29 protein-coding genes are annotated in these 24,652 nt (G+C 51.9%); 21 read left to right on the forward strand and 8 right to left on the reverse strand.

Features of this window, described 5'->3' with window-relative positions; all coding sequences use genetic code 11:
* The 5 genes from fliR to C9J01_RS23865 are packed head-to-tail and all read right to left on the reverse strand — an operon-like array spanning position 1 to position 3,129.
* A complete protein-coding gene (gene fliR / locus C9J01_RS23845) occupies positions 1-792 on the reverse strand; it encodes a flagellar biosynthetic protein FliR (protein ID WP_107300614.1) in 792 nt (263 codons plus the stop codon).
* Positions 779-1,048, reverse strand: a complete 270-nt coding sequence (gene fliQ, locus C9J01_RS23850; protein ID WP_107300615.1) for a flagellar biosynthesis protein FliQ — start codon at positions 1,046-1,048, stop codon at positions 779-781. The genes fliR and fliQ overlap by 14 nt, the downstream gene beginning before the upstream one ends.
* Positions 1,048-1,758, reverse strand: coding sequence for a flagellar type III secretion system pore protein FliP (gene fliP, locus C9J01_RS23855; protein WP_237157058.1), 711 nt, complete (start codon positions 1,756-1,758; stop codon positions 1,048-1,050). Before fliP ends, fliQ begins: the two co-directional genes overlap by 1 nt.
* A gap of 46 nt (positions 1,759-1,804) precedes the next feature.
* On the reverse strand, positions 1,805-2,179 hold the full coding sequence (fliN, locus tag C9J01_RS23860; protein WP_107300617.1) for a flagellar motor switch protein FliN: 375 nt from the start codon (positions 2,177-2,179) through the stop codon (positions 1,805-1,807).
* A gap of 2 nt (positions 2,180-2,181) precedes the next feature.
* Positions 2,182-3,129, reverse strand: a complete 948-nt coding sequence (locus C9J01_RS23865; protein WP_107300618.1) for a FliM/FliN family flagellar motor switch protein — start codon at positions 3,127-3,129, stop codon at positions 2,182-2,184.
* Between the two features lie 590 nt (positions 3,130-3,719).
* On the opposite strand from C9J01_RS23865, the gene C9J01_RS23870 reads away from it, so the two are divergent.
* The 8 genes from C9J01_RS23870 to fliJ are packed head-to-tail and all read left to right on the forward strand — an operon-like array spanning position 3,720 to position 11,834.
* Positions 3,720-4,586 carry a MotY family protein gene (locus C9J01_RS23870; protein WP_107300619.1) on the forward strand — a complete coding sequence of 289 codons (867 nt, stop codon included), beginning with the start codon at positions 3,720-3,722 and terminating at the stop codon, positions 4,584-4,586.
* On the forward strand, positions 4,583-5,950 hold the full coding sequence (locus tag C9J01_RS23875) for a sigma-54-dependent transcriptional regulator (RefSeq protein WP_107300620.1): 1,368 nt from the start codon (positions 4,583-4,585) through the stop codon (positions 5,948-5,950). Before C9J01_RS23870 ends, C9J01_RS23875 begins: the two co-directional genes overlap by 4 nt.
* A gap of 12 nt (positions 5,951-5,962) precedes the next feature.
* Positions 5,963-6,295, forward strand: coding sequence for a flagellar hook-basal body complex protein FliE (gene fliE, locus C9J01_RS30105; protein ID WP_107300621.1), 333 nt, complete (start codon positions 5,963-5,965; stop codon positions 6,293-6,295).
* A 10-nt stretch (positions 6,296-6,305) separates the two neighbouring features.
* Positions 6,306-8,060: a flagellar basal-body MS-ring/collar protein FliF gene (gene fliF, locus C9J01_RS23885; protein ID WP_107300622.1), complete on the forward strand. Its 1,755-nt coding sequence runs from the start codon at positions 6,306-6,308 to the stop codon at positions 8,058-8,060.
* Positions 8,047-9,078 (forward strand): FliG C-terminal domain-containing protein, encoded by a 1,032-nt coding sequence (locus C9J01_RS23890; protein ID WP_107300623.1) that lies wholly within the window; start codon positions 8,047-8,049, stop codon positions 9,076-9,078. Before fliF ends, C9J01_RS23890 begins: the two co-directional genes overlap by 14 nt.
* 2 nt (positions 9,079-9,080) lie before the next feature.
* The gene (gene fliH, locus C9J01_RS23895; protein ID WP_107300624.1) at positions 9,081-10,076 is read left to right on the forward strand and encodes a flagellar assembly protein FliH; all 996 of its coding nucleotides are present in this window, start codon (positions 9,081-9,083) and stop codon (positions 10,074-10,076) included.
* Complete coding sequence (fliI, locus tag C9J01_RS23900; RefSeq protein WP_107300625.1) at positions 10,073-11,413, forward strand: flagellar protein export ATPase FliI; 1,341 nt, start codon at positions 10,073-10,075, stop codon at positions 11,411-11,413. The genes fliH and fliI overlap by 4 nt, the downstream gene beginning before the upstream one ends.
* Positions 11,406-11,834 (forward strand): flagellar export protein FliJ, encoded by a 429-nt coding sequence (fliJ, locus tag C9J01_RS23905; RefSeq protein WP_107300626.1) that lies wholly within the window; start codon positions 11,406-11,408, stop codon positions 11,832-11,834. Before fliI ends, fliJ begins: the two co-directional genes overlap by 8 nt.
* A 96-nt stretch (positions 11,835-11,930) precedes the next feature.
* Here the strand turns inward: fliJ and flgN are convergent, their stop codons facing one another.
* From flgN to flgA, 3 genes are all read right to left on the reverse strand, one after another.
* Positions 11,931-12,365, reverse strand: coding sequence for a flagellar export chaperone FlgN (flgN, locus tag C9J01_RS23910; protein WP_107300627.1), 435 nt, complete (start codon positions 12,363-12,365; stop codon positions 11,931-11,933).
* A gap of 38 nt (positions 12,366-12,403) precedes the next feature.
* Positions 12,404-12,712 carry a flagellar biosynthesis anti-sigma factor FlgM gene (gene flgM, locus C9J01_RS23915; RefSeq protein ID WP_107300628.1) on the reverse strand — a complete coding sequence of 103 codons (309 nt, stop codon included), beginning with the start codon at positions 12,710-12,712 and terminating at the stop codon, positions 12,404-12,406.
* Between the two features lie 69 nt (positions 12,713-12,781).
* Positions 12,782-13,549: a flagellar basal body P-ring formation chaperone FlgA gene (flgA, locus tag C9J01_RS23920; protein WP_107300629.1), complete on the reverse strand. Its 768-nt coding sequence runs from the start codon at positions 13,547-13,549 to the stop codon at positions 12,782-12,784.
* Positions 13,550-13,751: 202 nt separating this feature from the next.
* Between flgA and flgB the strand changes: the two genes are divergently transcribed.
* The 13 genes from flgB to C9J01_RS23985 all read left to right on the forward strand — a co-directional run bounded on the left by flgB (position 13,752) and on the right by C9J01_RS23985 (position 24,469).
* On the forward strand, positions 13,752-14,120 hold the full coding sequence (flgB, locus tag C9J01_RS23925; protein WP_107300630.1) for a flagellar basal body rod protein FlgB: 369 nt from the start codon (positions 13,752-13,754) through the stop codon (positions 14,118-14,120).
* A gap of 6 nt (positions 14,121-14,126) precedes the next feature.
* The gene (gene flgC, locus C9J01_RS23930) at positions 14,127-14,549 is read left to right on the forward strand and encodes a flagellar basal body rod protein FlgC (RefSeq protein WP_107300631.1); all 423 of its coding nucleotides are present in this window, start codon (positions 14,127-14,129) and stop codon (positions 14,547-14,549) included.
* 9 nt (positions 14,550-14,558) lie between these two features.
* Positions 14,559-15,275 carry a flagellar hook capping FlgD N-terminal domain-containing protein gene (locus C9J01_RS23935; protein WP_107300632.1) on the forward strand — a complete coding sequence of 239 codons (717 nt, stop codon included), beginning with the start codon at positions 14,559-14,561 and terminating at the stop codon, positions 15,273-15,275.
* A gap of 37 nt (positions 15,276-15,312) precedes the next feature.
* Positions 15,313-16,527 carry a flagellar hook protein FlgE gene (gene flgE, locus C9J01_RS23940; protein WP_107300633.1) on the forward strand — a complete coding sequence of 405 codons (1,215 nt, stop codon included), beginning with the start codon at positions 15,313-15,315 and terminating at the stop codon, positions 16,525-16,527.
* Between the two features lie 10 nt (positions 16,528-16,537).
* On the forward strand, positions 16,538-17,269 hold the full coding sequence (locus C9J01_RS23945) for a flagellar basal body rod protein FlgF (protein ID WP_107300634.1): 732 nt from the start codon (positions 16,538-16,540) through the stop codon (positions 17,267-17,269).
* 9 nt (positions 17,270-17,278) lie between these two features.
* The gene (gene flgG, locus C9J01_RS23950) at positions 17,279-18,064 is read left to right on the forward strand and encodes a flagellar basal-body rod protein FlgG (RefSeq protein ID WP_107300635.1); all 786 of its coding nucleotides are present in this window, start codon (positions 17,279-17,281) and stop codon (positions 18,062-18,064) included.
* 3 nt (positions 18,065-18,067) lie between these two features.
* Positions 18,068-18,766, forward strand: a complete 699-nt coding sequence (gene flgH, locus C9J01_RS23955; RefSeq protein ID WP_187463412.1) for a flagellar basal body L-ring protein FlgH — start codon at positions 18,068-18,070, stop codon at positions 18,764-18,766.
* 9 nt (positions 18,767-18,775) lie between these two features.
* Positions 18,776-19,897, forward strand: a complete 1,122-nt coding sequence (locus C9J01_RS23960) for a flagellar basal body P-ring protein FlgI (RefSeq protein WP_107300636.1) — start codon at positions 18,776-18,778, stop codon at positions 19,895-19,897.
* Between the two features lie 9 nt (positions 19,898-19,906).
* Complete coding sequence (locus C9J01_RS23965; RefSeq protein WP_107300637.1) at positions 19,907-20,404, forward strand: rod-binding protein; 498 nt, start codon at positions 19,907-19,909, stop codon at positions 20,402-20,404.
* Positions 20,401-21,777: a flagellar hook-associated protein FlgK gene (gene flgK / locus C9J01_RS23970; protein ID WP_107300638.1), complete on the forward strand. Its 1,377-nt coding sequence runs from the start codon at positions 20,401-20,403 to the stop codon at positions 21,775-21,777. The genes C9J01_RS23965 and flgK overlap by 4 nt, the downstream gene beginning before the upstream one ends.
* 10 nt (positions 21,778-21,787) lie before the next feature.
* Complete coding sequence (flgL, locus tag C9J01_RS23975) at positions 21,788-22,693, forward strand: flagellar hook-associated protein FlgL (RefSeq protein ID WP_107300639.1); 906 nt, start codon at positions 21,788-21,790, stop codon at positions 22,691-22,693.
* A gap of 53 nt (positions 22,694-22,746) precedes the next feature.
* Positions 22,747-23,799: a hypothetical protein gene (locus C9J01_RS23980; RefSeq protein ID WP_107300640.1), complete on the forward strand. Its 1,053-nt coding sequence runs from the start codon at positions 22,747-22,749 to the stop codon at positions 23,797-23,799.
* 73 nt (positions 23,800-23,872) lie between these two features.
* Positions 23,873-24,469 (forward strand): hypothetical protein, encoded by a 597-nt coding sequence (locus C9J01_RS23985; protein ID WP_107300641.1) that lies wholly within the window; start codon positions 23,873-23,875, stop codon positions 24,467-24,469.
* The last annotated feature ends 183 nt before the right edge of the window (positions 24,470-24,652 follow it).

Consider the following 24,652-nt stretch of genomic DNA (forward strand, 5'->3'; position numbering starts at 1 on the left):
TCAGTTCCCTCCCATCAGGCGCATCTCACTGAGGATTTGGTGGCAAAGCTCGGCATAAATGCTTGGCAGGCCAGATGTCGATAACAAGACCGCACATAACCCGAGCATCATTGACATCGGGAAGCCTAGGGCGAAAACATTGAGTGACGGTGCGGCACGGTTCATGACCCCAAAAGTCAGGTTAACGGTGAGCATAGCGGCAATTGTCGGTAGCGCGATGGTGACCGCTGCGGTCATCATCCAGCCGAAGAGATCAATCAAACGGGCAAAAGAAACCACGTCGAAGCCACCACCTACCGGGTAGCGCTCGAAACTCTGGACGATGATATCCACCGCGACGAGATGACCATCAAGGCCAAGGAATAATAAAGTAGTGAACATCAAGAAATAGTTGCCCAGCAGGGCGACGGTGACCCCGTTGGCAGGGTCATTCATCATTGCCATCCCGAGGCCCATTTGCATCGACATGATCTGGCCAACCATCGCCATGGCGGCAAACAGAAATTGCAGGCACATACCAAGCAGCGCACCGATGACAATTTGTTCTCCCGCCAGCGCTACAGCCTTGAGTGATACTGGGTCAACCGCTGGCATAGTTGGTAGCAACGGCGCGGCAATCAGGGAAACCGACAACGCCAATAGTAACCGAGTCCGGTTGTTGATATGTGCATTGCCGATAAATGGCATGGTCATGAAGGCTGCCGAGATGCGGAAAAATGGCCACCATAGCTGGCCGGCTATGGCGGTAATATCGGCAAAGGTCAGGTTTACCAAGCTATCAGCTAACGACATTGGCAATCGTATGGAATAGCGAAGTAAAGAAGTCACTGATGTTGCGTAGCAACCACGGGCCGGCAAATATCAGCATCAGTAGGGTGGTGAGCAGCCTTGGCAGAAAGCTCATGGTTTGCTCGTTGATTTGGGTCGTCGCCTGAAAGACAGCGACCACTAAGCCAACTAGCAGGCTCGGGCCGATCAGGATAACCACCATAGAGATGATCATATAAATGGCATCGGCATACAGGTTAGCCGTCGCATCGATCCCCATTACAAACCTCCGAAACTGGCCGTCAGACTACCGACAGTCATGGTCCAGCCATCAACCATCACAAACACCATCAGTTTGAACGGCAGTGAGATGATAAGCGGTGACAGCATCATCATACCCATGGCCATCAGCACGCTGGCGACAACGATATCGATGATCAAGAATGGAATAAACAACATGAAACCGATCTGGAAAGCGGTTCTTAGCTCACTGAGTACGAAAGCCGGCATCAAAACCGCAAAGCTGATCTCTTCAGGCTCGAGATCGAGTGGGTCTCCGGCAATCCGCAGCATCTGCTCGAGGGAGTTCTCATAGGTTTGGGCCAGCATGAATGCCCGTACCGGTTTTTCAGCCTCGGCGACGGCCTGCTGCAGGGTGATATCGCCATTGTCATAAGGCATATAGGCATCGGTATAGATAGGATCCCAAACCGGCTTCATCAGCAGCATGGTCAGGGTCAGGCCGATACCGATCAAGATCCGGTTTGGCGGGCTTTGCTGCAGACCCAGTGCCTGACGGAGGATCGCCAGTACTACAATGATACGGGTGAAACTGGTCATCATCAGCAGCATGGATGGCAGAAAACTCAGCGCCGTCATCAGAAGTAGGATCTGGACCTTGACCGAGTATTCCTGATTGCTTTCGCCGTCAAACACTGACATAAAAGCAATCCCCTGATCGGCCAATGCTTGGCCGGAAAAGCCAAGCATTAGCGCCACAAAAGGCAGCAATTTAAGCCAAACCGGCATATGTGTTTTATGCCGTGACGTCATGCAGGGCATCTTCGGCAATATCAGTCAGGCGCAGGCCGTATTTGTCATTAACGACTACGACTTCGGCATGGCCCAATAGGCGGCCATTTACCTTAACATCTAGCGGCTCGCCATTGAGCTTGTCCAGCTCAATCACCGAGTTTGGGCCGACAGTCAACAGTTCACCTAAAGCGATGTCGGTGCTGGCAACTTCCAGCGTGACCGTTACAGGGATCTGGCGGAAGAAACCAAGGTCACGTGGTGCGTGTGATGGCTGATCTAACGTCTCGGATGCAGCTGGCGTCTCGAAGATGTCTGCGACATCAGCATCAATATTTAGATCACCATCAAGCAGGTGTTGGATGTTTTGTTCGTTCATAATCAGTGTCGCTCCTGAGGAGTAATATTATCGATAACTTGCAAGACCAAATGACCATTGCGTTCAACGATATGGGCTTGATACAGGGGTAGCGTGCCGGCGTGAACATCAACCACTTCTTGGATGTCAGTCGCGATGATGTCGCCTACCTTCAAGTTGATGACTTGATCGAGAGCCAGAGTCTGGCGGCTTAGTACGGCATTAAGACGAAGTGGTACCTGCTTGAGGTGCATCTCTCGCAGATCATCGACTTTCGTCGGCTCGGTCTGGCTGGCAACATCCTTTGCGGTTAATTGCAACAGCAGGTCATCATCAAGGTGGAGGTGAATTTCCCCGTAGCTCTGCGCTATTTGGATAGCAAATTTGGCGTGCAGCACACCGTTGCTAAATGCTGGTTGTTCGTTTGAAACCTGCCATTGGTGGCTGATCTCATTTAATAGGGTCGCTGCAAGTCGGGCTTGAACACGCTTTTCGCTGGCGTTCATAGGCTGTACTTTAGTTGAGGCAACCTCTCCATCGTCGCTGGAATCGATATCGTTATTCCCCAACATGTCGTCAGCCGTGTCATTGCTAATGTTGTCTGTCGCAGCAAAACAGGGAGTCCCGCCATAGAATGCTTCAGCAATCAGGTGGGTGAGCGGCTGGGAAATACTGACAAGACACTGGCCGCCAAATGCATTATGGCTAAAGGCAATGGGTTCCCTGTCTTTTATTTCCTGGTAGTTAACATCCAAGCCGTAACTGAGAAGCTTGACGTGGCAATCCGTTCGCCGGGTCATGTTGTTCAGTGTTTGCTCTAGTGCTTTTACCGACTGGGTAATATAAGGCGATAAAGACTGCTGAGCAGCATTTAAAGGTCTTCCTAATGAACGAATGTCGATAGGAAATACATTCTTTGAACTATGTATATTCCTCGGTTTGACTTTATTTTTGCTAATGCTCGGTTTCATTAATAATCCCGAAGATATAAAAGTTAAACTTAATTACTAAATAAGCTCAATAAATTGCTTGTATCTGTTCGGCGATTATTTCTATCAGCATTTGTCCAATAGTTCAAATGCTTGTAAATAATTGTCAAAATCCTGCAAATTAATTTTTTTAAATGAATTTTTAATTATTTGGTGAATCAAGATCACATAACTATTTTTTATATCAATAGGAGTAAAAATAAGACTGTCTTGAAAGTGTGCGCTTGTGCATGTTTTTTCGGCTTGTTTGTTTTTATTTTGTAAAATCTATCATCACTTGTTGCTCTAATTGTTTTTTATTTGTTGTTGTCGTCTATTTGTAACCAAATATGAAATCGTGATCTTAAGCCAAGCAAAATAAATGGAAGAAATAACTGCCTAGTAAATTAATTAAATGCTGCCTAATATCCACCCACAATGCCTTGCTTTATTGACAAATATAATAATAGGTGTGTCTCGTTGCATATAAATTAAGTTGATATTAATGAAGGCATGCTTGCAAGCATTATTTTTCTCGTTGCTTTTTAACGCGAAAATAAAATAATTTTTACCAGTTAGGCAATTTGTTTAATATGAAAGCAATCAAATCAACCGCAGTGCTTTCTTTGTTAGTTTTTTTATCAAATGATGTAGATGCAACAGTTATTCAATCACCATTAGATAAAGTGGATTGGCAATTCTCAGGAGATCGCTTTTCTTGCAAATTAGCAAAGGAACTTAAGTTCGATGGCAGTGTTGCGTTTATTGCAAACTCAGCTCAGCCATATTTGGTTTCCTTTACCAGTAGTCAGCGTCCTTATTTTGTCGATAAGGTTTCGTTAAGCGTCAATTATTCGCCGTGGGAGCAAAATCAGCCTCTGCGTGAATTACTACAGGGTAAGGAACAGGGTCAGCATGGACTGGCTTTTAGTGGGACAGAATCACTTCATTACCTGCTAAATAAAATGGAGAAAGGGGCATGGGGACAGATCTCGGTCAGTTATAACCAGCACCAAGAAACCAAACGTTGGGATATTCCATCGGTGAGCTTTGCTCCCGCCTATCAGGAATTCAAGTCCTGTTTGGCACAGATGCTACCGGTAGGTTACGAACAGGCCAGAGACAATACATTCTTGTTTGCCAGCAGTGAAAGCCGGATCAGCGCAGAGCAACGAAAGATGCTCGGTGATATCGCGAGCTACATTCGCTACGACCGGGAAATCAACGCCTTGCTGATTGATGGCCATACCGATCTTACCGGTACGTCACTGGATAACTTATGGTTGTCGCGTCAGCGGGCCCAGGCCGTTGCTGATGAATTGGTAGCACTTGGGGTTGATCGTAATCTCATCCAGTTGCGCGCCCATGGCCAGCGTTACCCAGCCCAGCAAGGGACTGGTAATCGCGCTAATCAGAAAAATCGCCGGGTGCAATTACGTTTGGTCAAGGGGGATGTATGAATAGCGGTAATGTGATCTTTGCCCACCGTTGTCTGATCCAGGCCGCGGCAGCTATCAAACTACTGAGTGCGGAAGGTTATACGGTCTGTAATGCCTCTACGGCGGCAGATGCCTTAGCGAAACTGCAGGCAAAACCAGACAGTTTACTGTTTATTGCCGATAACTTGGCAGACATGGACATGCTGTCAACGATTCGTCGCGCTAAGCAGGTTACGGCAGGCGGTACGGTTGTTGCTATCGTCGATTACCAGCAGAGCAAACTGGCCAGCGATGCCATGCAGGCAGGAGCCGATGATTACCTGTTGCAGCCTTATCAGCCGGAGCAGATAACGGCATTGATGAAGCGTAACCAAATTGTCCAGTCACCGAAGCGTGAAGTAGTGGCAACAAGCCGGCGTAGTTTGCAGGTGCTGCAAATGGCCCATCGTGCAGCCCAAACCGATGCAACTGTTTTGGTTACTGGCGAATCGGGTACCGGTAAGGAAGTATTGGCACGTTATGTTCACGATCACTCCCCACGAAGCGAGGGGCCGTTTGTGGCGATTAACTGCGCGGCGATCCCTGAAAGTATGTTGGAAGCGGTACTGTTTGGCCATACCAAAGGTGCCTTTACCGGTGCGACCCAAAGCCAGGCCGGTAAGTTCGAAGAGGCCAATGGCGGCACCTTGCTGCTAGATGAGATTGGCGAGATGCCTCCTGCGCTACAGGCCAAACTGTTGCGTGTGCTTCAGGAGCGTCAGGTCGAACGCCTTGGTAGCCACCGCTCGATTGCGCTGGATATTCGGATCATTGCTGCAACCAATGTAGACCTGCAGCAAGCGGTTGCCGAGCGCCGGTTCCGCCAAGATCTTTATTACCGCTTGGATGTCTTGCCACTGCAGTGGCCACCGCTGCGTGAGCGCAAGGAAGATATCCTGCCATTGGCAGAGCACTTTATCCGCAAGCTCAATGCCGGGGGGGCGGACTCCTGCAGCCTTTCTAAAGAAGCTCAGCAGGCCCTGCTGCACTACAACTGGCCGGGCAATATCCGTGAGCTGGAAAATACCGTGCAGCGTGCTCTGGTGATGCGCCATGGTCACTGGATCACGGCACAGGATCTGATGCTCAATGACATGCTCAGCACCATGGTTGAGGGGGCAATTACCGAGGTAGTGGAAGATGCCAAGCAAGCGCTCAAGCAAAGCCGCAAGAATGCCGAGCAGCAATTTATCCTCGACACTTTAGCCCGCTTCAATGGCAAACGAAATGACACGGCAGAGGCCCTCGGGATGTCAACCCGTGCGCTGCGATACAAGATCGCCGCCATGCGCGAGCAGGGGATCAACATCGATTCATACATTCACCAAACAAGCTCAGCGGCGTAAGGAAAGCACATTATGTCGAATCAGAACTCAATGATTCAGAGCGAGATGTTGCAGCGTATGGCTGTGATGCGGGAACAAGCTCAAACCGGCACCCAGATTGCGGTCAATGTCTCACATCCACCAACCGGTAACTTTCAGGCAGCCATGCAACAGGCTGTCCGCCGGGTCGATAACCAGCAGCATTTTGCCCATCAATTGACGGCAGATGTGGATGCCGGCCGCTCCGATGACTTGGTCGGCGCAATGGTCGCCAGCCAAAAAGCCAGTATTTCTTTTTCAGCATTGACACAGGTAAGGAACAAGCTCTTGGCTGCCTATGACGATGTACTGAAGATGCCTCTGTAGTGAGAAGAAAATGAGTACAACAGTAGCTGAAAATCCAGAACAGGCACCATCTAACAAATGGCTGTCATATAAAGAAAAAATCCAACAACGCTTGGATGGAAAGTATAAGAACGTGGCACTTATTACTGCACTGGCAGTCTTGGTATCGTTTTTTATCGTGGTGGTGATGTGGACCCAGAGCAGCCCGTATAAACCCCTCTATGGCACTCAGGAGCGTTACGACAACAGCGAGATCCTTTCGGTGCTTGAGCAGGAAAAAATCCAGTTCCAGCTAGATAACGAAACCGGGCAGATCATGGTACCAGCCAATCGCTTGGCTGATGCTCGGATCACCTTGGCAGCCCGTGGTGTGAAAGCCAAATTGCCAGAAGGGTTGGAAATTCTTGACCGCAGCTCCGGCCTTGGCACTAGCCAGTTTATTGAGAACGCTCGCTACCGTCAGGGGCTAGAGGGTGAGCTAGCCCGAACTATCCTGGCTATCCGTGCCATCAACCATGCCCGGGTGCATTTGGCGATCCCTAACCGTACCTTGTTTGTAGGCATCAACGAGGAAAAGCCATCGGCAGCAGTAATGCTCGAGCTCGAGCCAGGGATGCAGCTTGATCAACCTCAGGTTGAAGCGATTGTTAACTTGGTGAGCGGCAGTATTACAGGCATGACGGCAGATGCCGTGTCGGTAGTGGATCAGTACGGCAACTTGCTCAGCGCTGATCTGGCGATGGGGCAGCAGTCCCAGATCAATGTCCGTTTCCACGAACTCCAGCAGCGGGTCGAGCGTGACATCGTACGCCGGGCCGGCGATATGCTGGCACCTTTGCTTGGCGTCGGGAACTTCCGGGTCCAGGTTGCGGCAACATTGAATTTCGACCAAATCGAAGAGACCCACGAGTCTGTCGATAGCGACCCGGTATTGCGTACCGAATTTACCAAGCAGGATCAGACCCAGGGCCAGTTGGCAATGGGGATCCCGGGGGCTCTGAGTAATCAGCCTGCCGGGGAGGAAGGCCCGGCTAGCAATGAAACCCGCAATGAGCGTGCTGAGCTCAGCCGCCAATATGATGTCGGCCGCAAGGTCCGCCATACCCGCCATGCCCAGGGCGGTATAGAAATGTTATCAGTCTCAGTGTTGCTCAACGATGATGTCCATGAACAAGGTTGGCAACAAGCACAATTGGAGCAAATAGCCCAAATGGTTAAAGATTCCGTCGGATATGTCGCCGAACGCGGTGACCAGTTCAGCCTGCATGCATTTAACTTTGCTCGTGCGATAGACACCGCACCGGTTGATACCCCATGGTGGCACGATCAGCAATTGCTGTTACTGGCTAAGTACGGTGTATATGCGCTGCTCGGTTTGTCATTTATCTTGCTGGTACTTCGCCCGCTGGTCAAAGCGCTACAGCGTCCGGCACCAGTAACCACGGCACTCGCAGCAACACCGGAAGGCAGTGTTGAGCTAGTTGCCAACGAAGATCTGCCAGCTGCCGAGCCAACAAGCGAATATAAGCCAGTTAGTATTCCGGCTAGCGGTAGCGAGCAGGATCTGGCAGATGCCTTGTTAGATTCGATTGCCCAAGGGGGCATGGTGGCCGAGGACAGTGAGCCACAGCCAGCGGCTGAGGGCGAGTTTGACCTGTCTACCTTACCGCCTCCGGGCTCTGAGTTAGAAGTGCAGGTCAAGCACCTGCAAAAACTGACCGAAGTTGAACCAGAACGTGTTGCAGAAGTGATCAAGAAGTGGGTGAACAGCAATGAGTCTAAGTAATTTTAGCCACCTGGCAGACGGTGATGTACTGCTAGACCCGATGGAGCAGACCGCTATTTTGCTGCTTAGCATGGGCGAAGAGTCGGCCTCGCAGGTAATGCGCCACATGTCACGGGACGAATTGCTCAAGGTTAGCCATGCCATGGCCAAGCAGCCGGCAATCCGCAGTATTGAAGCTCGCTTCGTACTGCAGGGTTTTTTCGAAGAGTTCCGCGCCCAGTCGGGGATCAGTGGGGCATCACGAACCTTCTTGCAACGTACCTTGGATAAAGCACTCGGTGGCCGTTTGGCCCGTAACCTGCTGGATACGATTTATGGCGATGAGATCCGTACTACCATGCAGCGACTGCAATGGATTGAACCCAAGCACCTTGCCAAGTTTTTGATGAACGAGCATATCCAGATGCAGGCGGTATTTATTGCCTTCTTGCCGCCTGAGATTGCTTCGCAGGTACTGGTCGAGTTACCGGTGGATCAGCAGAAAGATGTGCTGCGTCGCATTGCGGTATTGACTGAAGTTAGCCGTGAAGTGGCAGAAGAGCTGCAGGACTTGGTCGATCGCTGTATCGAATACCTGGCGGAAAACTCGAGCGCGGTGATTGAAGGCGAGAAGCAGGTGGCAGATATTATCAACCGCTTCACCGGTGATCAGATGGCTCTAATGACGGCGCTTGAAGAGCACGATACCGAGTTGGCCGACCGCCTTAAGAACAAAATGTACGAGTTCTCCATCCTTACCCGCCAGCCTGAAGCCGTTCGCTTGCGTATTTTGGAAGATCTGCCAACGGATCTGCTGGCCATGGCCCTGAAAGGGGCAGACTCCGCCATGCGCAAATCGTTGCTCGCTATCTTGCCGCGCCGCATGCAGCAGTCGATGGAAACAGAAATCGCCCAGCTAGGCAAAGTGTCGGTACGCCAGGTACAGGAAGCCCGCGCGGAAATCATGGACTATGTTCGTGAACTTAATGAATCCAAGGTGATCAGTCTGCAGCTTTACCAAGAGACGACGGTGGAATAGTCATGTTTAGACGAAATAGAATCATGCGGTTACAGCCTAGTCAGTTTCGTAGCCATCGCTTTCCGCCGTTAGTCGATGCCCAAGCCTTTACCCAGTCTGCCGTCAAAGTACACGGTCAGCAGCCGGAGGTTGCAATGGGAGCAGGGCTAGACAGTGACTTTGACGCTGCTCTGGGGTTGGACGAAGAGTTTGGTGTCGATGAGTTAGGTTTCGATAATCTGGCAATGGACGATTTTGGCCTTGATGAGTTGAGTGAAGATGCACGCTTGCTACAAGATACCCGTGCAATGACAGGGGCGGGTGGGGAATCGGTGCTTGACCCTACACCTGAGCCATCCCAGCAGGAGGATTTCCAGGCCCAGTTTAATCAAGGGTTTCAGCAGGGGATGACCCGGGGCCATGAAGAAGGCTTGCTACAGGGCATTGAACAAGGCCAGCAGCAAGGTTTTGAGCAGGGTATCCAGCAAGGCTGTGAACAAGGGATGAAGCAAGGGATTGAGGAAGGTAAGGCCCAGTTTATCCAGGCCTCAGCCCCTTTTGCCCAAATGCACCAGCAAACCGCCGAGTTGTTTGCCGACCACGAACGCCGTCAGCGAGAACAGGTCTGCGAATTGGTTCAGAAGGTTGCCCAGCAAGTGATTCGTTGCGAACTGGCATTGCAACCGCAGCAGATCATGGCCTTGGTGGAAGAAACCCTCGAGAGCCTACCGGGTGAACCACAGGGCTTGAAGGTCAAAATGGCGAGGGAGGAATTCACTCACCTCGAGAAAGTGGCGAGCGACAAAATTGACGAGTGGAATATTGTCTGTGATGACACCCTACGTCAGGGCGAATGTCGGGTCGTGACCAAAAATGCCGAAGCGGATGCCGGTTGTGAGCAACGCCTTGATACCTGCATGTCAGCCGTTAAAGGCCATTTGCTCGATGAGCAGGTCGCGGTTGAAGCAAGCCAGATCTCAGAGCAAGAGAGCAATGGGGAAGTTAGACAGGCATCATGAGTAACATAATCGATTACCGCCTGGAACAAGCCCTGGCCTCACTCGATTCGGTCCCGGTGGCGAAAGTTACCGGGCGACTGGTGAAGGTCACTGGCTTGATGCTCGAAGCGGTGGGATGCCGTTTGCTCACTGGCCAGCGTTGCTTGGTCGAGACCGGAAATGGCACCAAGATAGAGGCGCAGACTGTTGGCTTCAACCGCGAGGTGGCTTATCTGATGCCGGTTAGTAACGCATCCGGGTTGTTTTCTGGCGCCAAGGTGTGGCCGCTCGAAGGTGAAAGCCAGCTCCGTATCGGGCCGCAATGGCTTGGCCGGGTGCTCAATGGTCTTGGTGAGCCGCTTGACCGCTTGGGGCCAGTGCTGGGCCAAGATGATATCAGCCTTGATGGCGAAAATATTAACCCGATGTCGCGGCGCCCGATTGATGGTGCGCTTGATGTCGGCATCCGCGCAATGAATAGTTTACTGACTCTGGGTAAGGGGCAGCGAATTGGTTTGTTTGCTGGCAGTGGGGTCGGTAAAAGTGTGTTGCTTGGGATGATCACCCGCCAGACCAGTGCCGATGTGGTCGTCGTTGGTTTGATTGGTGAACGTGGCCGTGAGGTGAAGGAATTCATCGAGCACTCCCTAGGGCCTGAAGGGCTGGCGCGGGCAGTGGTCATTGCCGCCCCGGCGGATGAATCACCATTGATGCGGCTACGGGCTTCCCAGCTGTGTCACCGAGTTGCAGAGTACTACCGCGATCAGGGCAAGGATGTCCTGCTACTGATGGACTCGTTGACCCGTTTTGCTATGGCGCAGCGTGAAATCGCCCTGGCACTGGGTGAGCCACCGGCAACTAAGGGCTATCCGCCGTCGGTTTTCAGTATGCTGCCGCAATTGGTAGAGCGGGCTGGCAACAGCGCCTCGCAACAAGGCAGCATGAGTGCGATTTATACGGTGCTGGCGGAAGGGGACGATCAGCAAGACCCTATTGCGGACAGTGCTCGGGCGATCCTCGATGGCCATGTTGTCTTGAGCCGCCAGTTGGCAGAAGCGGGGCATTATCCAGCGATTGATATCTCCCAGTCTATCTCACGGACGATGCCACAGGTGGTGAGCAAAGAGCAGCTCCGTTCTGCGATGCGCTTCAAGCAGCTCTACAGCCGTTATCAGGAAGTTCGTGAACTTATCCCGCTTGGTGGTTACCAGCCGGGTAATGATCCAGAAATGGATCAGGCGGTGGGCGCTTATCCCAAACTGGTGGCTTTCCTGCAGCAGGAGATGGATGAAAGTGCCGATTGGGAAACGGTAAACAGCCAGATGCAACAATTGATACAGGAGCTGAACCTTGGCTAAGCATTCACAGGCACTGGATAGATTTCGTCAGATCCGTCAGGGCGAGTTGGAAAAGCTCGGCCAGCAGTACCAGCAAAAGCAGCAAGACAGTGCCAATCACTTGCAAAAACTCGAACAACTTGATGAGCTTTATGATTCTTGTCAGGTAGTTGCCGGTGAAACGGCACTGGCCTGGCATAACCGTTTTGCCCTTCGTGATCACCTCAAGCACCTGACAGAAATCCAGAGCCAAACCTTGGCGCTGTCTAAAGCTGAAGAGGCTAGCCTTAAACACCATGTTACCCAGCAGCACGTGAAAGTGAAAAGTCTTGATAATGTGATTGATAAGCGCCGTCAGCATCACGAAAGACAGGTAGCGAGAAGTGAGCAAAAGCTGATGGATGAGATGGCGATGCAACGGTTCATCCGGTCTAATTATTGATAGTGAATGGTGATAAACCTCACACGTCAGGACTAAAATTACAAAAACGCCACAGCACCTGCTGTGGCGTTTTTGTTTTATTCGATCTGCTAGCAGCTAAAGCGGCTGGTACGTCGCTTCACTTTCTTGATGCAGGACCTGGCCGAGTATTTCCTGCTGCATACTGAGCAGACGGCTGTTGCGGTCATTTTGTTCCATACAGCTGTGAACCAGGTCTTTTAGTTCACACCATTTATGGTCGATAGGTTTTCGGTATTGGTTCGGAAGGGCAGAGATCAGGCGGTTGACACTGTCCGGTGAGCTTTTCATACCAAGTTGTTCCAGCAACCAACTTCGGTGATCAGCGCGCTGTTGTAATTGAGCTATCAGCTTTTGATGTGGCCCTGTCATCGCCGTGAGTTTATCGCTGTTGCGGTGCAGCATATTGTGATGCTGCACCTTCAACAGTTGATGGAGCTTTTGGTAATCAGCCAGATCAAGATTGATATCTTGGATAAAAGCCTTGATCACTGACGCGGGTTTTTGGCTCATGGTATTCAACTTCCGTCGTGTAATGATGTCGTCTTGGATTAATCGCGACGGTGGGCACCGCGGATGCTGGCAGCCAGCCCATCGAGGTCGACCTCGTAATTGCCACTAGCAAGCAAGGTGCGGATCTCGTTGACCTTGACCATATCCACATCAGGGATACGTTTTAGCTCCTGCTGGAGATTATCCAAGCTTTGGGCCTGCGGGCTGACATCTGCACTTGGCTTGGTCACTGATGCGACCGGCGCAGGTGAGGTTGATACTTCTTTGCTGCTTGCTTCTGGCGTTTTCTGAGGTTGGCTCTGAGCTGCTGTGGCTAGCTGCAAACCTGCTTTAGTTGACTCGATCATGGCAGTTCTCCTGACTTCTTCTCCGATACTTTGATTAAACGACCAAGCCGGCTGTGAGATTAAATCAAATTAGAAAAGCGTGGTGACCAGCCCAGTCCTGGCTATCGTTGCTTGGATCACCTTGCCGGAGCTGTTGTTCCTCACCCGTATTTGTTGTTCTTCATACCCACCTTCGAGGGCAACTCCCTGCATATTGGCACTGAACTGTCCGTTGCTGGCTTGGATAATCACAGTGTCTCCGGCAGAGACCATGTAGGCCGGGCTAAGATGCGATGGAGATAGTTGCTGGTCGCGGCGGATTTGCCTCAGGGCACGTAAGCCAATATAGCCCTGTTTTGAGGCGAAGAATTCACGGTTGATGGTGGCAATATCGGTTGGTTTGAGAACGATGTCATTATCGGTGATAACGGCATCCTTGCTCAGGGTCTTGGCAGCAAAAGCAACCGGTATTGTGATACCCACATCGGCTTGCACAGTGATCTGCCACGGTTCGGTTTGGCTACAACGGGCCGAAAAGCGCAGGCGGCCAGCAGGGTAACGGCGCCGGTCGATACGCTCGATATCTAATGGGGTGTAGCATGCCTCGAGCCGCTGGCTTCCGCTCGGTAGCCTCAGCGAAATGTCGGGTTGGGCTGGTGGCCAATGATGCTGTGCCGCAGCATGCTTTACCTCTTGCTCGATGGCGCGAGTGACTTGGCTTTGTATTTGATTTTCGACGTTGGTATGTCCGGACTTGTCCTCAGTGGCTTGGGCCGAAGCAACGGGGTGGGTTCCGAGCAATATAAATAACAGAGCCATGGTTACCACAGCTCGAGCGTCTTGTGTCAAGTTTACCATTTAGTGTGTTCCATTTCGTTTTGTCCTTGGTGCGGAATGGCTTCCGCTTTGCTGTTTCCGCCTGCCTTCCCGTGGCGGAAGTGGCGCTTCCGCTGGCTCGGTCTTTCTGTTTTATTTTCTTTTAAATCAACAAAATAAAAGTTGGCACGATAATTGTTTGTGAGACTCCAGATTTTAGAATTCTTGCAATCAAGGACACCAAATGGGAATCAACTTTGACAAGGCCCTCGGCATTCACCCGCACACTTTAAACCTTCGTACCGAGCGTGCCAAGGTGCTGGCGGGTAACCTGGCTAATGTCGACACTCCGGGGTTCAAAGCACGCGATTTTGATTTTCAGGCAGCGATTGCTTCTGTTGAAGCGCAGCAGCGTCAGTACGGCCAGGTTCAGTCGCAAACGTCTCCAGCACTGCAATTCCGTAATCCTTATAACAACACAATGGACGGTAATACCGTTGAATTGGGGGTAGAGCAGGCTCATTACGCTCAGAACGCGATGGATTTCGAAACCAGCCTGACTTTTTTGAACATGAAATTCCAAGGGCTGGCGACAGCTATTCAAGGACAGTAACCCGTTATGTCATTTAGTGAAATTTACCAAATCGCCGGTTCGGCTATGACTGCGCAAACCATGCGCCTTAATACCATTGCCAGTAACTTGGCCAATGCTGATGCCGGCTCAACCACGGAAGCAGGAACGTACCGCAGCCATAAGCCGGTGTTCGCCACTGTGTATGAAAACAGTCAGTTCCAGGCCAGCCAGCGTGCTGGTGCCCGCGTTCAAATCATGGATGTCGTGCCTGTCGAAGGTGAGCTTGATCGCCGGTACGAGCCTGGTAACCCGATAGCAGATGCCGACGGTTACGTGTTCTATCCCAACGTGGATGTGGTGTCGGAAATGGCAGATATGATGTCGGCCTCACGCAGCTTTGAAACCAGTGTTGATGTTCTGGGGCGTGCGCGAAGCATGCAGCAGGGTTTGTTGAAACTAGGCCAGTAAGGGATCGCGATGAGTACTCCATATGTCACCAATAGCGGCGGTGCGACCACAAGTAGTGGACACGATCCAATTGCCAGTAATGGCCAGCAGGACAACACATTCCTGACTTTGATGATTGCCCAGATCCAGAATCAGACCCCGTTAGATCCGCTGGATACAACCCAGTTCATGACCCAGCTGGCACAGATGACCCAGGTCGAGACCATGCAGAACATGAACAATACCGTGGTTAACCAAATGGTGCTGTTGGATAACATCCAGGTGCTGACTACCGCTGGCATGGTCGGCCAAGATGTTCGGGTGATCACCGATACCCTGGAGCTGGAAGGCAACCCGCTGGATGCCGTCATTGAGCTAGATAGCCTGGTTGATGATCTCAAGGTTGAGATCCGCAATGACGCTGGCGAGCTGGTTGAAACCATCGAATTAGGTGCCAACAGCGAGGGCGAAGTGGCCTTTGTGATTGACCCTGAGGCATTGGGTCTAAAAGACGGTCAGTACGATCTGAGCGTGGTCACCAGTGATACCGACTATAAGCCGGATGTCATGGTGGCTGGCACTATCGAGAAAATGCGTATTCCGCCAGGTGGCGGCTCACCGGAATTCTTGATTGGTGGCGTCGGCTATGTGCCTTTCTTCAACGTCAACCAATATGGCGAATCAAACAGCGGTGGCGATAACGGCCCCGAGCCCACTCCTTTATTTACGTTGGCTGGCCGCCGATAGCGGCCCGCAAAAACTAGGTTAGCAAGAGAAAAATATAATGAGCTTTAACATTGCAATGAGTGGTTTGAATACCACCTCTCAGGAATTGAACACTATCAGTAACAACATCGCTAACGTCTCAACCGTTGGCTTTAAATCATCCCGTGCTGAATTCGCGGCACTGATGAACGGCGGCATGGGCGGTGGTGTTGAACTTGCGAGCCTTTCCCAGTCATTCAACGACGGTGCATTTAGTATGACAGGCCGCACTACCGACCTTGCGATTGGTGGTAACGGCATGTTCGTTCTGCAGGGTGAAGACGGTAGCTACACCTATACCCGTGCCGGGATGTTCCAGCAAGACAAAGACAACTATCTGGTCAACAGCGCAGGTCTGCGCCTGCAGGGCTACACCACGGATAATAACGGTAATCTGCAAACGGGCTCGATGGGCGACCTTCAGGTATCGACAGGCTCGGTTCCTGCTAAAGCGACTGACCGAGTAGATTTCCAAGCTAATCTTGATGCCGGTGCATCACCGATCCTCGACGAAGATGGCAACCGCATTGCGTTTGATCCGGAAGACAGCGACAGCTTCAACTCTTCCTACACCACAACGGTATATGACTCTTTGGGCAATGAACACACCCTGACCCAGTACTTCGTGAAAACCGGTGAAAACGAGTGGGAAGTACATTACGCGATGAATGGTGAGGTCATGGTTGATGCTGATGAAAACCCAATCAGCGAAGCATTGGAATTTGATGACAGCGGTAAGCTGGTTGCGCCAACAGGCAACATCAACCTGACGTTTGCCCCGGAAGGTGCCGCTGAGATGAACATTGCCCTTTCTATGTCGGGGACGACTCAGTTCGGCAGTGAATTTGCCGTATCAACCAACCGCAGCAATGGCCACAGTGCCGGTGAGCTGACCGGGATCACCATCGACGAAGACGGTATGGTGTTTGCCAACTACAGCAATGGTGAGCAAATGCTGCAGGGTCAGGTGGTACTGGCAGACTTCCCGAATACGGGCGGCTTGATGCAGACTGGTAATACTGGCTGGAGCGCGACTCAGGCTTCGGGCCAGCCACTGATTGGCGCGCCGGGTACAGGGACGCTAGGTGGCCTTTACTCTGGTTACATCGAGGAGTCCAACGTTGACTTGACTGGTGAACTGGTCGGCCTGATGACAGCCCAGCGTAACTACCAAGCCAATGCCCAGTCGCTGTCCACCCAGCAGCAACTGACCCAAGTGCTGTTCAACATGTAAGGGCATTAGCGTGGATCGTTTGATTTATACCGCAGCAAGCGGGGCGGGCCGGGTATTCAATGCCCAGCAGGTGCGCGCCAATAACCTAGCCAATATCAATACCCATGGCTTCCGTGCCGACATGGAGCGCGCCCAGGCGTATGCCGTGCAGGGCAATGGCTTCGACAGCCGCACCATGGTTCAGGCCCAGTCGGCAGGTACCCGTTTTGATGCTGCCGAGCTACAAACTACAGGGCGTGAGCTTGATCTGGCAATTCGTGGTGATGGCTTTTTTACCGTTCAGTTACCCGATGGCGATGAGGCTTACACCCGCTCGGGGGCCATTGAGCGCACTGAAGAGGGTGACCTGCATATTGGTGGACTGCCGGTATTGGCTGACGGCGGTGATGTGGTGAATGTCCCGCTTTATAGCAGCATCGAGTTTGGTGATAACGGCTTAATCAATATTGTTCCTGAAGGGGAAGTACTGGCGGTGGAAGTTGCCCGCCTCAAACTGGTAAACCCTGAGGTACAAGAGCTTGGCAAGTTGGAGAATGGCCTTTTTGTGACCAATGACCGTGAGCCGCTTAATGATGATGAGACCGTGATGATGGTGTCGGGCTTTTTGGAGCAGAGCAACGTGGTGGCCGTTGAAGAAATGGTGGCCTCAATGCAGCTTAGCCGCAACTTCGAGATGCAGCTGAAGATGATGCAGACCGCAGAAAAAATTGCAGAAGCAGGCAATCGCCTGATCAGAGCGTAAGGATAAGAGATGAACGCAGCACTATGGATCAGTAAAACCGGTTTGGCCGCCCAAGACACCAAGATGGCGACCATTTCCAACAACCTAGCCAACGTCAACACCGTTGGCTATAAGCGCGACCGCGTCGCGTTTGAAGATCTGTTCTATCAAATCCAGCGCCAGCCGGGGGCGATGGCCGATGAGATCAACGAACTGCCAACCGGAATCCAGCTTGGATCGGGGGTGCGTGTTGTAGGCACCCAGAAGGTCTTTACCGAGGGTATGTACCAAACCACCAACCAGAGCTTGGATGTGGCCATTGACGGTAAGGGCTTCTTTGAGCTGGAGACCCCGGACGGTGAGCAGGCATTCACCCGTAACGGCCAGTTCCACCTGAACTCAGATGGCCTACTGGTCAATACCCAGGGCTTGCCGCTGGCGCAGCAAATCCAGGTGCCAGAAGATGCCGAGACTATCACTATCGGCAGTGACGGTATCGTCTCGGTCAAGGTTGCCAACGACGATATGCCGCAGGAAATCGGCCAGATCACCTTGGCTAACTTTATTAATCCGGCCGGTCTTGAAGCCATGGGCGGAAACCTATTCCGAGCAACCGCCTCTAGTGGCGAGATCATCGATGGCATTGCCGGTGAAGGTGCCTTTGGTCAGCTTAAACAAGGTGTGCTGGAAGGCTCTAACGTCCAGGTGGTGGAGGAAATGGTCGATATGATCACCACCCAGCGTGGTTACGAGATGAATGCCAAGGCCCTGTCTTCTGCTGACGAAATGCTGCAGTACGTTTCTCAGGTACTGTAAGTTATGGCCGGATTGACAAAAGTTAACACTGTTAGACGTCTGGGAGCATGGCTGGCGGCTATGCTCTTGGCCGGTTGCTCGTCGACCCCCTCCTTGATTGATGAGCGCCCAGCGCCTGATGATCTGGACTACGCGCCGCCGATGCTCGACTACTCGCTGCCGGATGCCCGCAGTGGCTCGGTTTACCGTGACGGATATATGTGGACCTTGTTTCAGGACCGCCGTGCCTACCGGGTCGGCGACATGCTGACCGTCTCGCTGGATGAAGATACCCGTTCGAGCAAGCAGGCCAATACCAACTTTGGCAAGAATGCCAGTGGTGGCCTGATGGGCAGCTTCTCGAGTAATTCAAACAGCGGCAGTGCCGGGGCTGATATCTCGGGAGAACGTGATTTCCGCGGTAGTTCGGCCAGTTCGCAACGTAACTCCTTGAGCGGCTCGATTACGGTCATGGTGCACGAAGTGCTGCCTAATGGAGTGCTGCGAATCAAGGGTGAAAAATGGATTCGCCTCAACCAAGGCGATGAGTTTATCCGTCTTGATGGCCTGGTGCGGGTCGATGATATCGACAACGGTAACCAGATCTCCTCCCAGCGAGTCGGTGATGCCCGCATTGCCTATTCGCAAAGTGGTGTACTGGCCGATGCTAATGAGGCCGGCTGGTTGACCAAGCTGTTTGTCAATCCGCTGTTCCCACTCTAACGAGGCATTATGTTTAAGCAACTTATCATTTTACTGGCGGTGTTGGTGGTGCCTTTCATGTTTGTAGAAACAGCCAGTGCCGAAACCAATGAGCGTCACCTGATTGACTTAGTGGATATCCAAGGGCTGAGAGACAACCAGTTAATCGGCTATGGCCTAGTGGTTGGTCTCGATGGTACGGGAGATCGCAACCAGGTGAAGTTCACCAGCCAGTCGGTTACCAACATGCTGCGTCAGTTTGGCTTGCAGCTGCCGGATAATATCGACCCGAAATTGCGTAACGTCGCCGCGGTAAGCGTACATGCATCAATTCCGCCTTTAGCGGGGCCGGGGCAGACTATCGATGTCACGGTGTCATCGATTGGTGATGCTAAGAGCCTGCGCGGGGGCAGTCTGGTCATGACGCCGCTTCGTGCTATCGATGGCCAGATTTACGCAGTTGCTCAAGGGAGCCTGGTTGTAGCCGGTGTGAAAGCCGAAGGTCGTTCTGGTTCCAGTATTACCGTCAATGTGCCAACTACAGGGCGTATTCCGGGCGGGGCGATTGTCGAGGAAGAAATTCCTTCTGATTTTGTCAGCCAGCCGAAAGTGACACTGAACTTGCTGCGCCCGAACTTCACTACCGCACGCAATATCTCGCGCCAGATTGACGACACTTTTGGTCCGGATACCGCGATGGCAGTCAGCAATGCCCGGGTGGAGGTGTCGGCGCCGAAGGATTTCGAGCAGCGGGTGATTTTCATGTCGATGCTGGAAGATATGACCGTCGATATTGGCCGCCAACGTGCAAGGGTCGTCTTTAATAGCCGTACCGGTACTGTTGTGGTGGGGAACGGCGTGCGCATTGGCCGTGCGGCAGTGAGTCACGGTAACCTGACAGTGACGATTGCTGAGTCGTTTAACGTTAGCCAGCCGAATGCGTTTGGCGGCGGTAATACTGTTGTAACGCCGGAATCGGACTTGAATATCAGCCACGAGAGAAACCCGATGTTTATCTGGCCGGAAGGGGTTGAGCTGGAAACCATTGTGTCAGCAGTAAACAGCCTGGGCGCCTCTCCCGACGACTTGATTGCCATTTTGCAGGCACTCCATTCATCCGGTGCACTGGATGCGGAACTGGTCGTGATTTAAGGACAAGCAATGACAGTAACAGTTTTACCGGTGAACACCATGGCGCTGCAGCCGATGGCAACCAGCCGGATCGCCACCAATCCTCATACAGGAACGGTGACCACCTTCGATAGCCGCCAACTGGCAGAGCTCAAAGCCAGTGGTGACCAGCAGCAGGCTATCCAGACAGTCGCCGAGCAGTTTGAGTCCCTGTTTTTGCAAATGGTGCTCAAGCAAATGCGCAAGGCGAGTGAAGCCCTCAATGCCGATGACGATAACGCTTTGTTTGGCAGCCGTGAGCACAAAACCTACCAGGAGTTTTTCGATGGGCAAATCGCCATTGAAATGTCGAAAAGCCAGCTAGGGTTGGCGGAAGTCATTGTCCGTCAACTCGGTGGTGAAGAAGGGTTTAAGGATGCCAGCAACGAGGTCGCTTTAACTTCGGGTAAGGCAGAGCAAGGTCCGCTCGCGGGCAGCGCATTTAGCCAGTCTTTGCTGCATTTCAACCGTGAGGGCACTAACGCATGAGTTTAATGAATATCGGCTTGTCTGGCCTACAGGCAAGCCAAGTGGGCATGAATGTAACGGCCCAGAACGTAGCCAACATCAACACCCCGGGCTATAGCCGCCAGCAGGTACAGTTATCAGCCGTCGGCTCAACCAGCATGAGCATGAAAGATGCGGGTAACGGGGTATCGGTCAATGCTATCCGCCGCGTGACGGATCAATACCAGACCAACCAGATCTTCCGTGCCGGCTCAATGCTGGGAGCTGCCTCGACGTCTGCCCAACAACTCAAGCGGTTAGAGACGCTTCTGTCAGGTGACTCGATGGATCTGAGCCAAGGCTTTGACAGCTTTTTCTCTGCCCTTAATGGTGCCAGTGTTTCGCCTTATGGCTCAGCCCATCGCTCGCTGATCATTAGTGAAGCAGAAGCACTTAGTAACCGTTTCAACCAGCTAAGCAGCTCGCTAGATGGCCAGTATGATGACTTGTCCCAGCAACGTAGCAGTGCGGTTTCCCAAGCCAACAGCTTAATGTCGAATATTGGCAAGCTCAATGAAGAAATCCGCAAGGGTGAGGCATCAGGCGCAAACACGTCAGCGTTGCAAGATGAGCGTGATGTGCTGATTGCCGAGCTGTCCGAAATTGTTGATGTGCGTATTACCGATGCCGGTGATGGCACACTGAACATTGCCTTGCCAAATGGTCAGCCATTGGTAATGGGCAATCAGGTGGCTCAGTTTAACCTTGAATCTGATCCGAATAACCCACGTAGCGATGTGTTGTCACTGGAGTTGAACGGTCAGAGCTTCCCAATTGATGACGACATGGGCGGCAAACTGGGTGCCCTGATTGAGTACGAGCGAGATGTGTTAGTGCCAACCCAAGAAGCCATTAACGATATCGCTTTTGAGTTTGCCCAAGCCTTTAACGACCAGTTGGCCGAGGGTTTTGACCTCAATGGTGAACCGGGCAAACCACTGTTTGTTTTTGACCCGGAAAACCCAGCGGCAACCTTATCGATCAACCCGGATTTCAAACCGGAAGATTTGGCGCTATCAGGTGACGGCACGCCGGGTAACACTGATAACTTGCTGAAACTGATTGAGATTAAAGATCAAGAATTTGAAATTGGTGATCTAGGCAGTCAGACACTGGGCAGCGCGTTTAACTCCTTGTTGAGTGATATTGCTGTAAAAAGCCGTCAGGCTCAGTCCGATCATGATGCGGCCAGCAACATCTACCTACAGGCGACGATTGAAAAATCTGCCACCAGTGGCGTCAACCTGGATGAGGAGGCGGTGAGCTTGATGATGTACCAGCAGGCTTATCAAGCCAACATGCAGGTGATCAGCGCTTCAAACCAGATGTTTGCTTCAATCATGCAGCTATTCTAAGGAACCCTTGATGCGTGTAAGTACTAATCAATACAGCCAGATGATGTCTGGTAGCCTGAGCCAAAATTCCTTGGGCATCAATAAAATCATGCAGCAGATGGCGACGGGTAAGCGCTTGTTGGTCCCATCTGATGACCCGATGGCATCCAGCCGAGTGATGAACCTAAAGCGTGAGCAGGCGGCGATCAGCCAGTATCAGGGCAATATCGAGCAAGCGGATACGGCGCTGAAAAAGCAGGAAACTTACCTTAGCAGTGCTGTTGATGTGCTGCACCAAATTCGCGACTTGATGCTATGGGCCGGTAACGGTGCCAATGGCCCAGACGAATTGGCTGCGATGGCTAACGAGCTTGAGCATCTGCAAGACAGTTTGGTGAGCTTGGTGAATTCCAAGGATGAAAACGGCAAATACATCTTCGCGGGTAACGAAGTAAACACCCAGCCACTGGTCAAGGATGAAGAGGGTAACTGGATTTACCAAGGGGATACCGGTATCCGTGAAGTTGTCGTCGGTGATGGTGTGACTATCCAGCTTAACGTCAATGCCCAGGATATGTTCTTTTCCGGCGGCACGGATATTTTCAACCAGCTTGATGAACTGATTGGCGCGCTGCGTGACCCGGACTTCGATATGTCGGGCAGTGATATTATCGAACGCAGCCTTGATGTGCTCGATGATACCATGATGGCAGTATCGGGCACTGTTACTAGCCTGGGTAGCCGCCAGAATGCCTTGACCACGATGCAGGATGGCCACAGTGAGGTTGAGCTGTTTAATAATGACCTGATTGGCCAGCTTGAAGATCTCGATTACGCCGATGCCATGGTGCAATACAACAACTATCTGTTGGCCTTGCAGGCAACCCAGTCAACCTATGTCAAAACGGCTAGTTTGTCGCTATTTAGTATTATGTAATTCATACCCTGCCGGGCCGCTCGGCAGGGTATTTTTCGATTGATGGAAAACACATGGTTTCTCAGGTAAATGATCTTCGCTCGGCGGCAGCCGGAGCCAGTCGCCAGCAGCAGGTAATCGCTAGGCCGGCCACGAAAACGGCCGCAGTACCTGATAACAAACAGCCGGATCCATTGCGCTTGTCGCAAACCCTGACTCCGGAGCATACCCGCCAGCACAGCTTGATCCAGCGTGCCCAGCATAAAGTTGCCGCCTCGCGGGTGGCAGAATTCAGCCTTAATGATATTGGTAAGAACTTGGCCCAGCTTGGTAAGCGGGTGGAGTTTGCGATGCGCTCGGGTAGTGCCTCTCCAAAAATCACGGCGGAGATTGAACAACTGGCAAGCCGGATGGAGCAGCGCTTGCAGCAGGCGACATACAAGGACCAGCCAGTACTAAGCCGCCAGCTTAAGCCGGTATTTCATGGCGAGCCGCGTACTGCATTCCAAATCAAAGGGCTAGATACCAAGCGCCCAAGCCCTCGTGACGAAACGCTGATTTTCAACCTAGCCAAAGGCGGGGCTAATGCGGTGCCGGTGAAACTCACGGCTAACGCCACACCGGAAAAACAAGCGATGCAGTTTCGCCAGGCGCTCAATGAGCACGGTATCGGGGTGTCATTGAACAAACAGCGCCAGCTAGTTTTTTCTGCCAATGAAGCGGATTGGCAGCATTTGTCACAGAAAATGCGGGTTGTCGGCCAAGGTGACCGTTTTCCGGCAGGCCAGCCGAACCGGGTAAAACTAGAGACAACCGAAGCGCGCTTTGAACCACAGAAATGGCAGACCGATAAAGAACAGCTTCGACAGACGTTGGTAAAAACCCAGCAGATGATGAAGCAGATCAAATCCAGCATTCAGGAATTGAAGCTCCATAACCAAGATGTCATGCAACGCATCGATACCATCAATCAGCGTAACCGTTACCTCAGCGATCAGGTACTGGGCACGGTTGAGGCCGATTTGTTGCGCATGCTACCTACTGGTGATAGCTTTACCTCGGCGTTCCAAAACTTGAAGGTGCAGGCCAATGTCCACCGTCAAACCGTGGTATCGTTACTCAGCTGATAATGACCGGGTTAATAACAGCCTGTTTAGTAAAGAATTAGATGATAACAGCTGGGCTTGTTGAGGACTTTTTATGCTGTCACCGATCTCTGCGGCGATAAACAAACTACTGCGAATCGAGCCTCAGCAGCTAAAGGCGGAGCAGTTCACCCCGCCGCTTCAGCAAGGGCCAGCCAAGCCACTGTCGAATAACGCCCAGCCATCAACACCGCAAACCTTGCCACAGTCCCAGTGGCAGGTTGTCCGTATGCTGGCAAGCTCATCGGCTTCGTCACTGGGACAAACCCAGGGCTACCAAACACCGACGCTGCAATCACCCAGTTTTCGTCTAGGTGGCGGGGAAGGGGAGTTGCAATTGCGCCTTCAGCTTGAAGGCCAAACGCACACCATTCGCTGGCAGGTCGGTGCGGGGCAGAGCGAGCCCCAGTTGCTAAATTCCACCTTGCCAGCCGCAATTTCATTAGCCTTGCTGCCAACCGTTGATCAGGGCTGGCGGCTTGTCGCCAAGGGCTTTATGCACAATGAACCGCTGCAGCTGCTGTGGTCACCCTATGGCAATAATGCCAAAGCAAGCGGCTCTGCCCATAACCCAGTTTCACTCAAGGTATGGCTACGTACCGGGTTTATTACCACGGTGATCCTTTTCTCTCTATTCTATTGGTTATTTTAATCGATTGGTTATTTTACCGCCTGCCTTGTTTAGCTTTTCTTTACACTGTTTTATCTCTACTTCTTTATCACTATTTTCTCTTTTCCTTTAATCATCTTTAAAACCCTCATGGTTATAAATACATTCACTCCGTGTTTAACTCTAAAACTTTTTAATTTGTTAACTTAAACGCCCTGTTTCTTT

Source organism: Photobacterium rosenbergii (assembly GCF_003026455.1).
GTDB classification, from domain to species: Bacteria; Pseudomonadota; Gammaproteobacteria; order Enterobacterales; family Vibrionaceae; genus Photobacterium; species Photobacterium rosenbergii.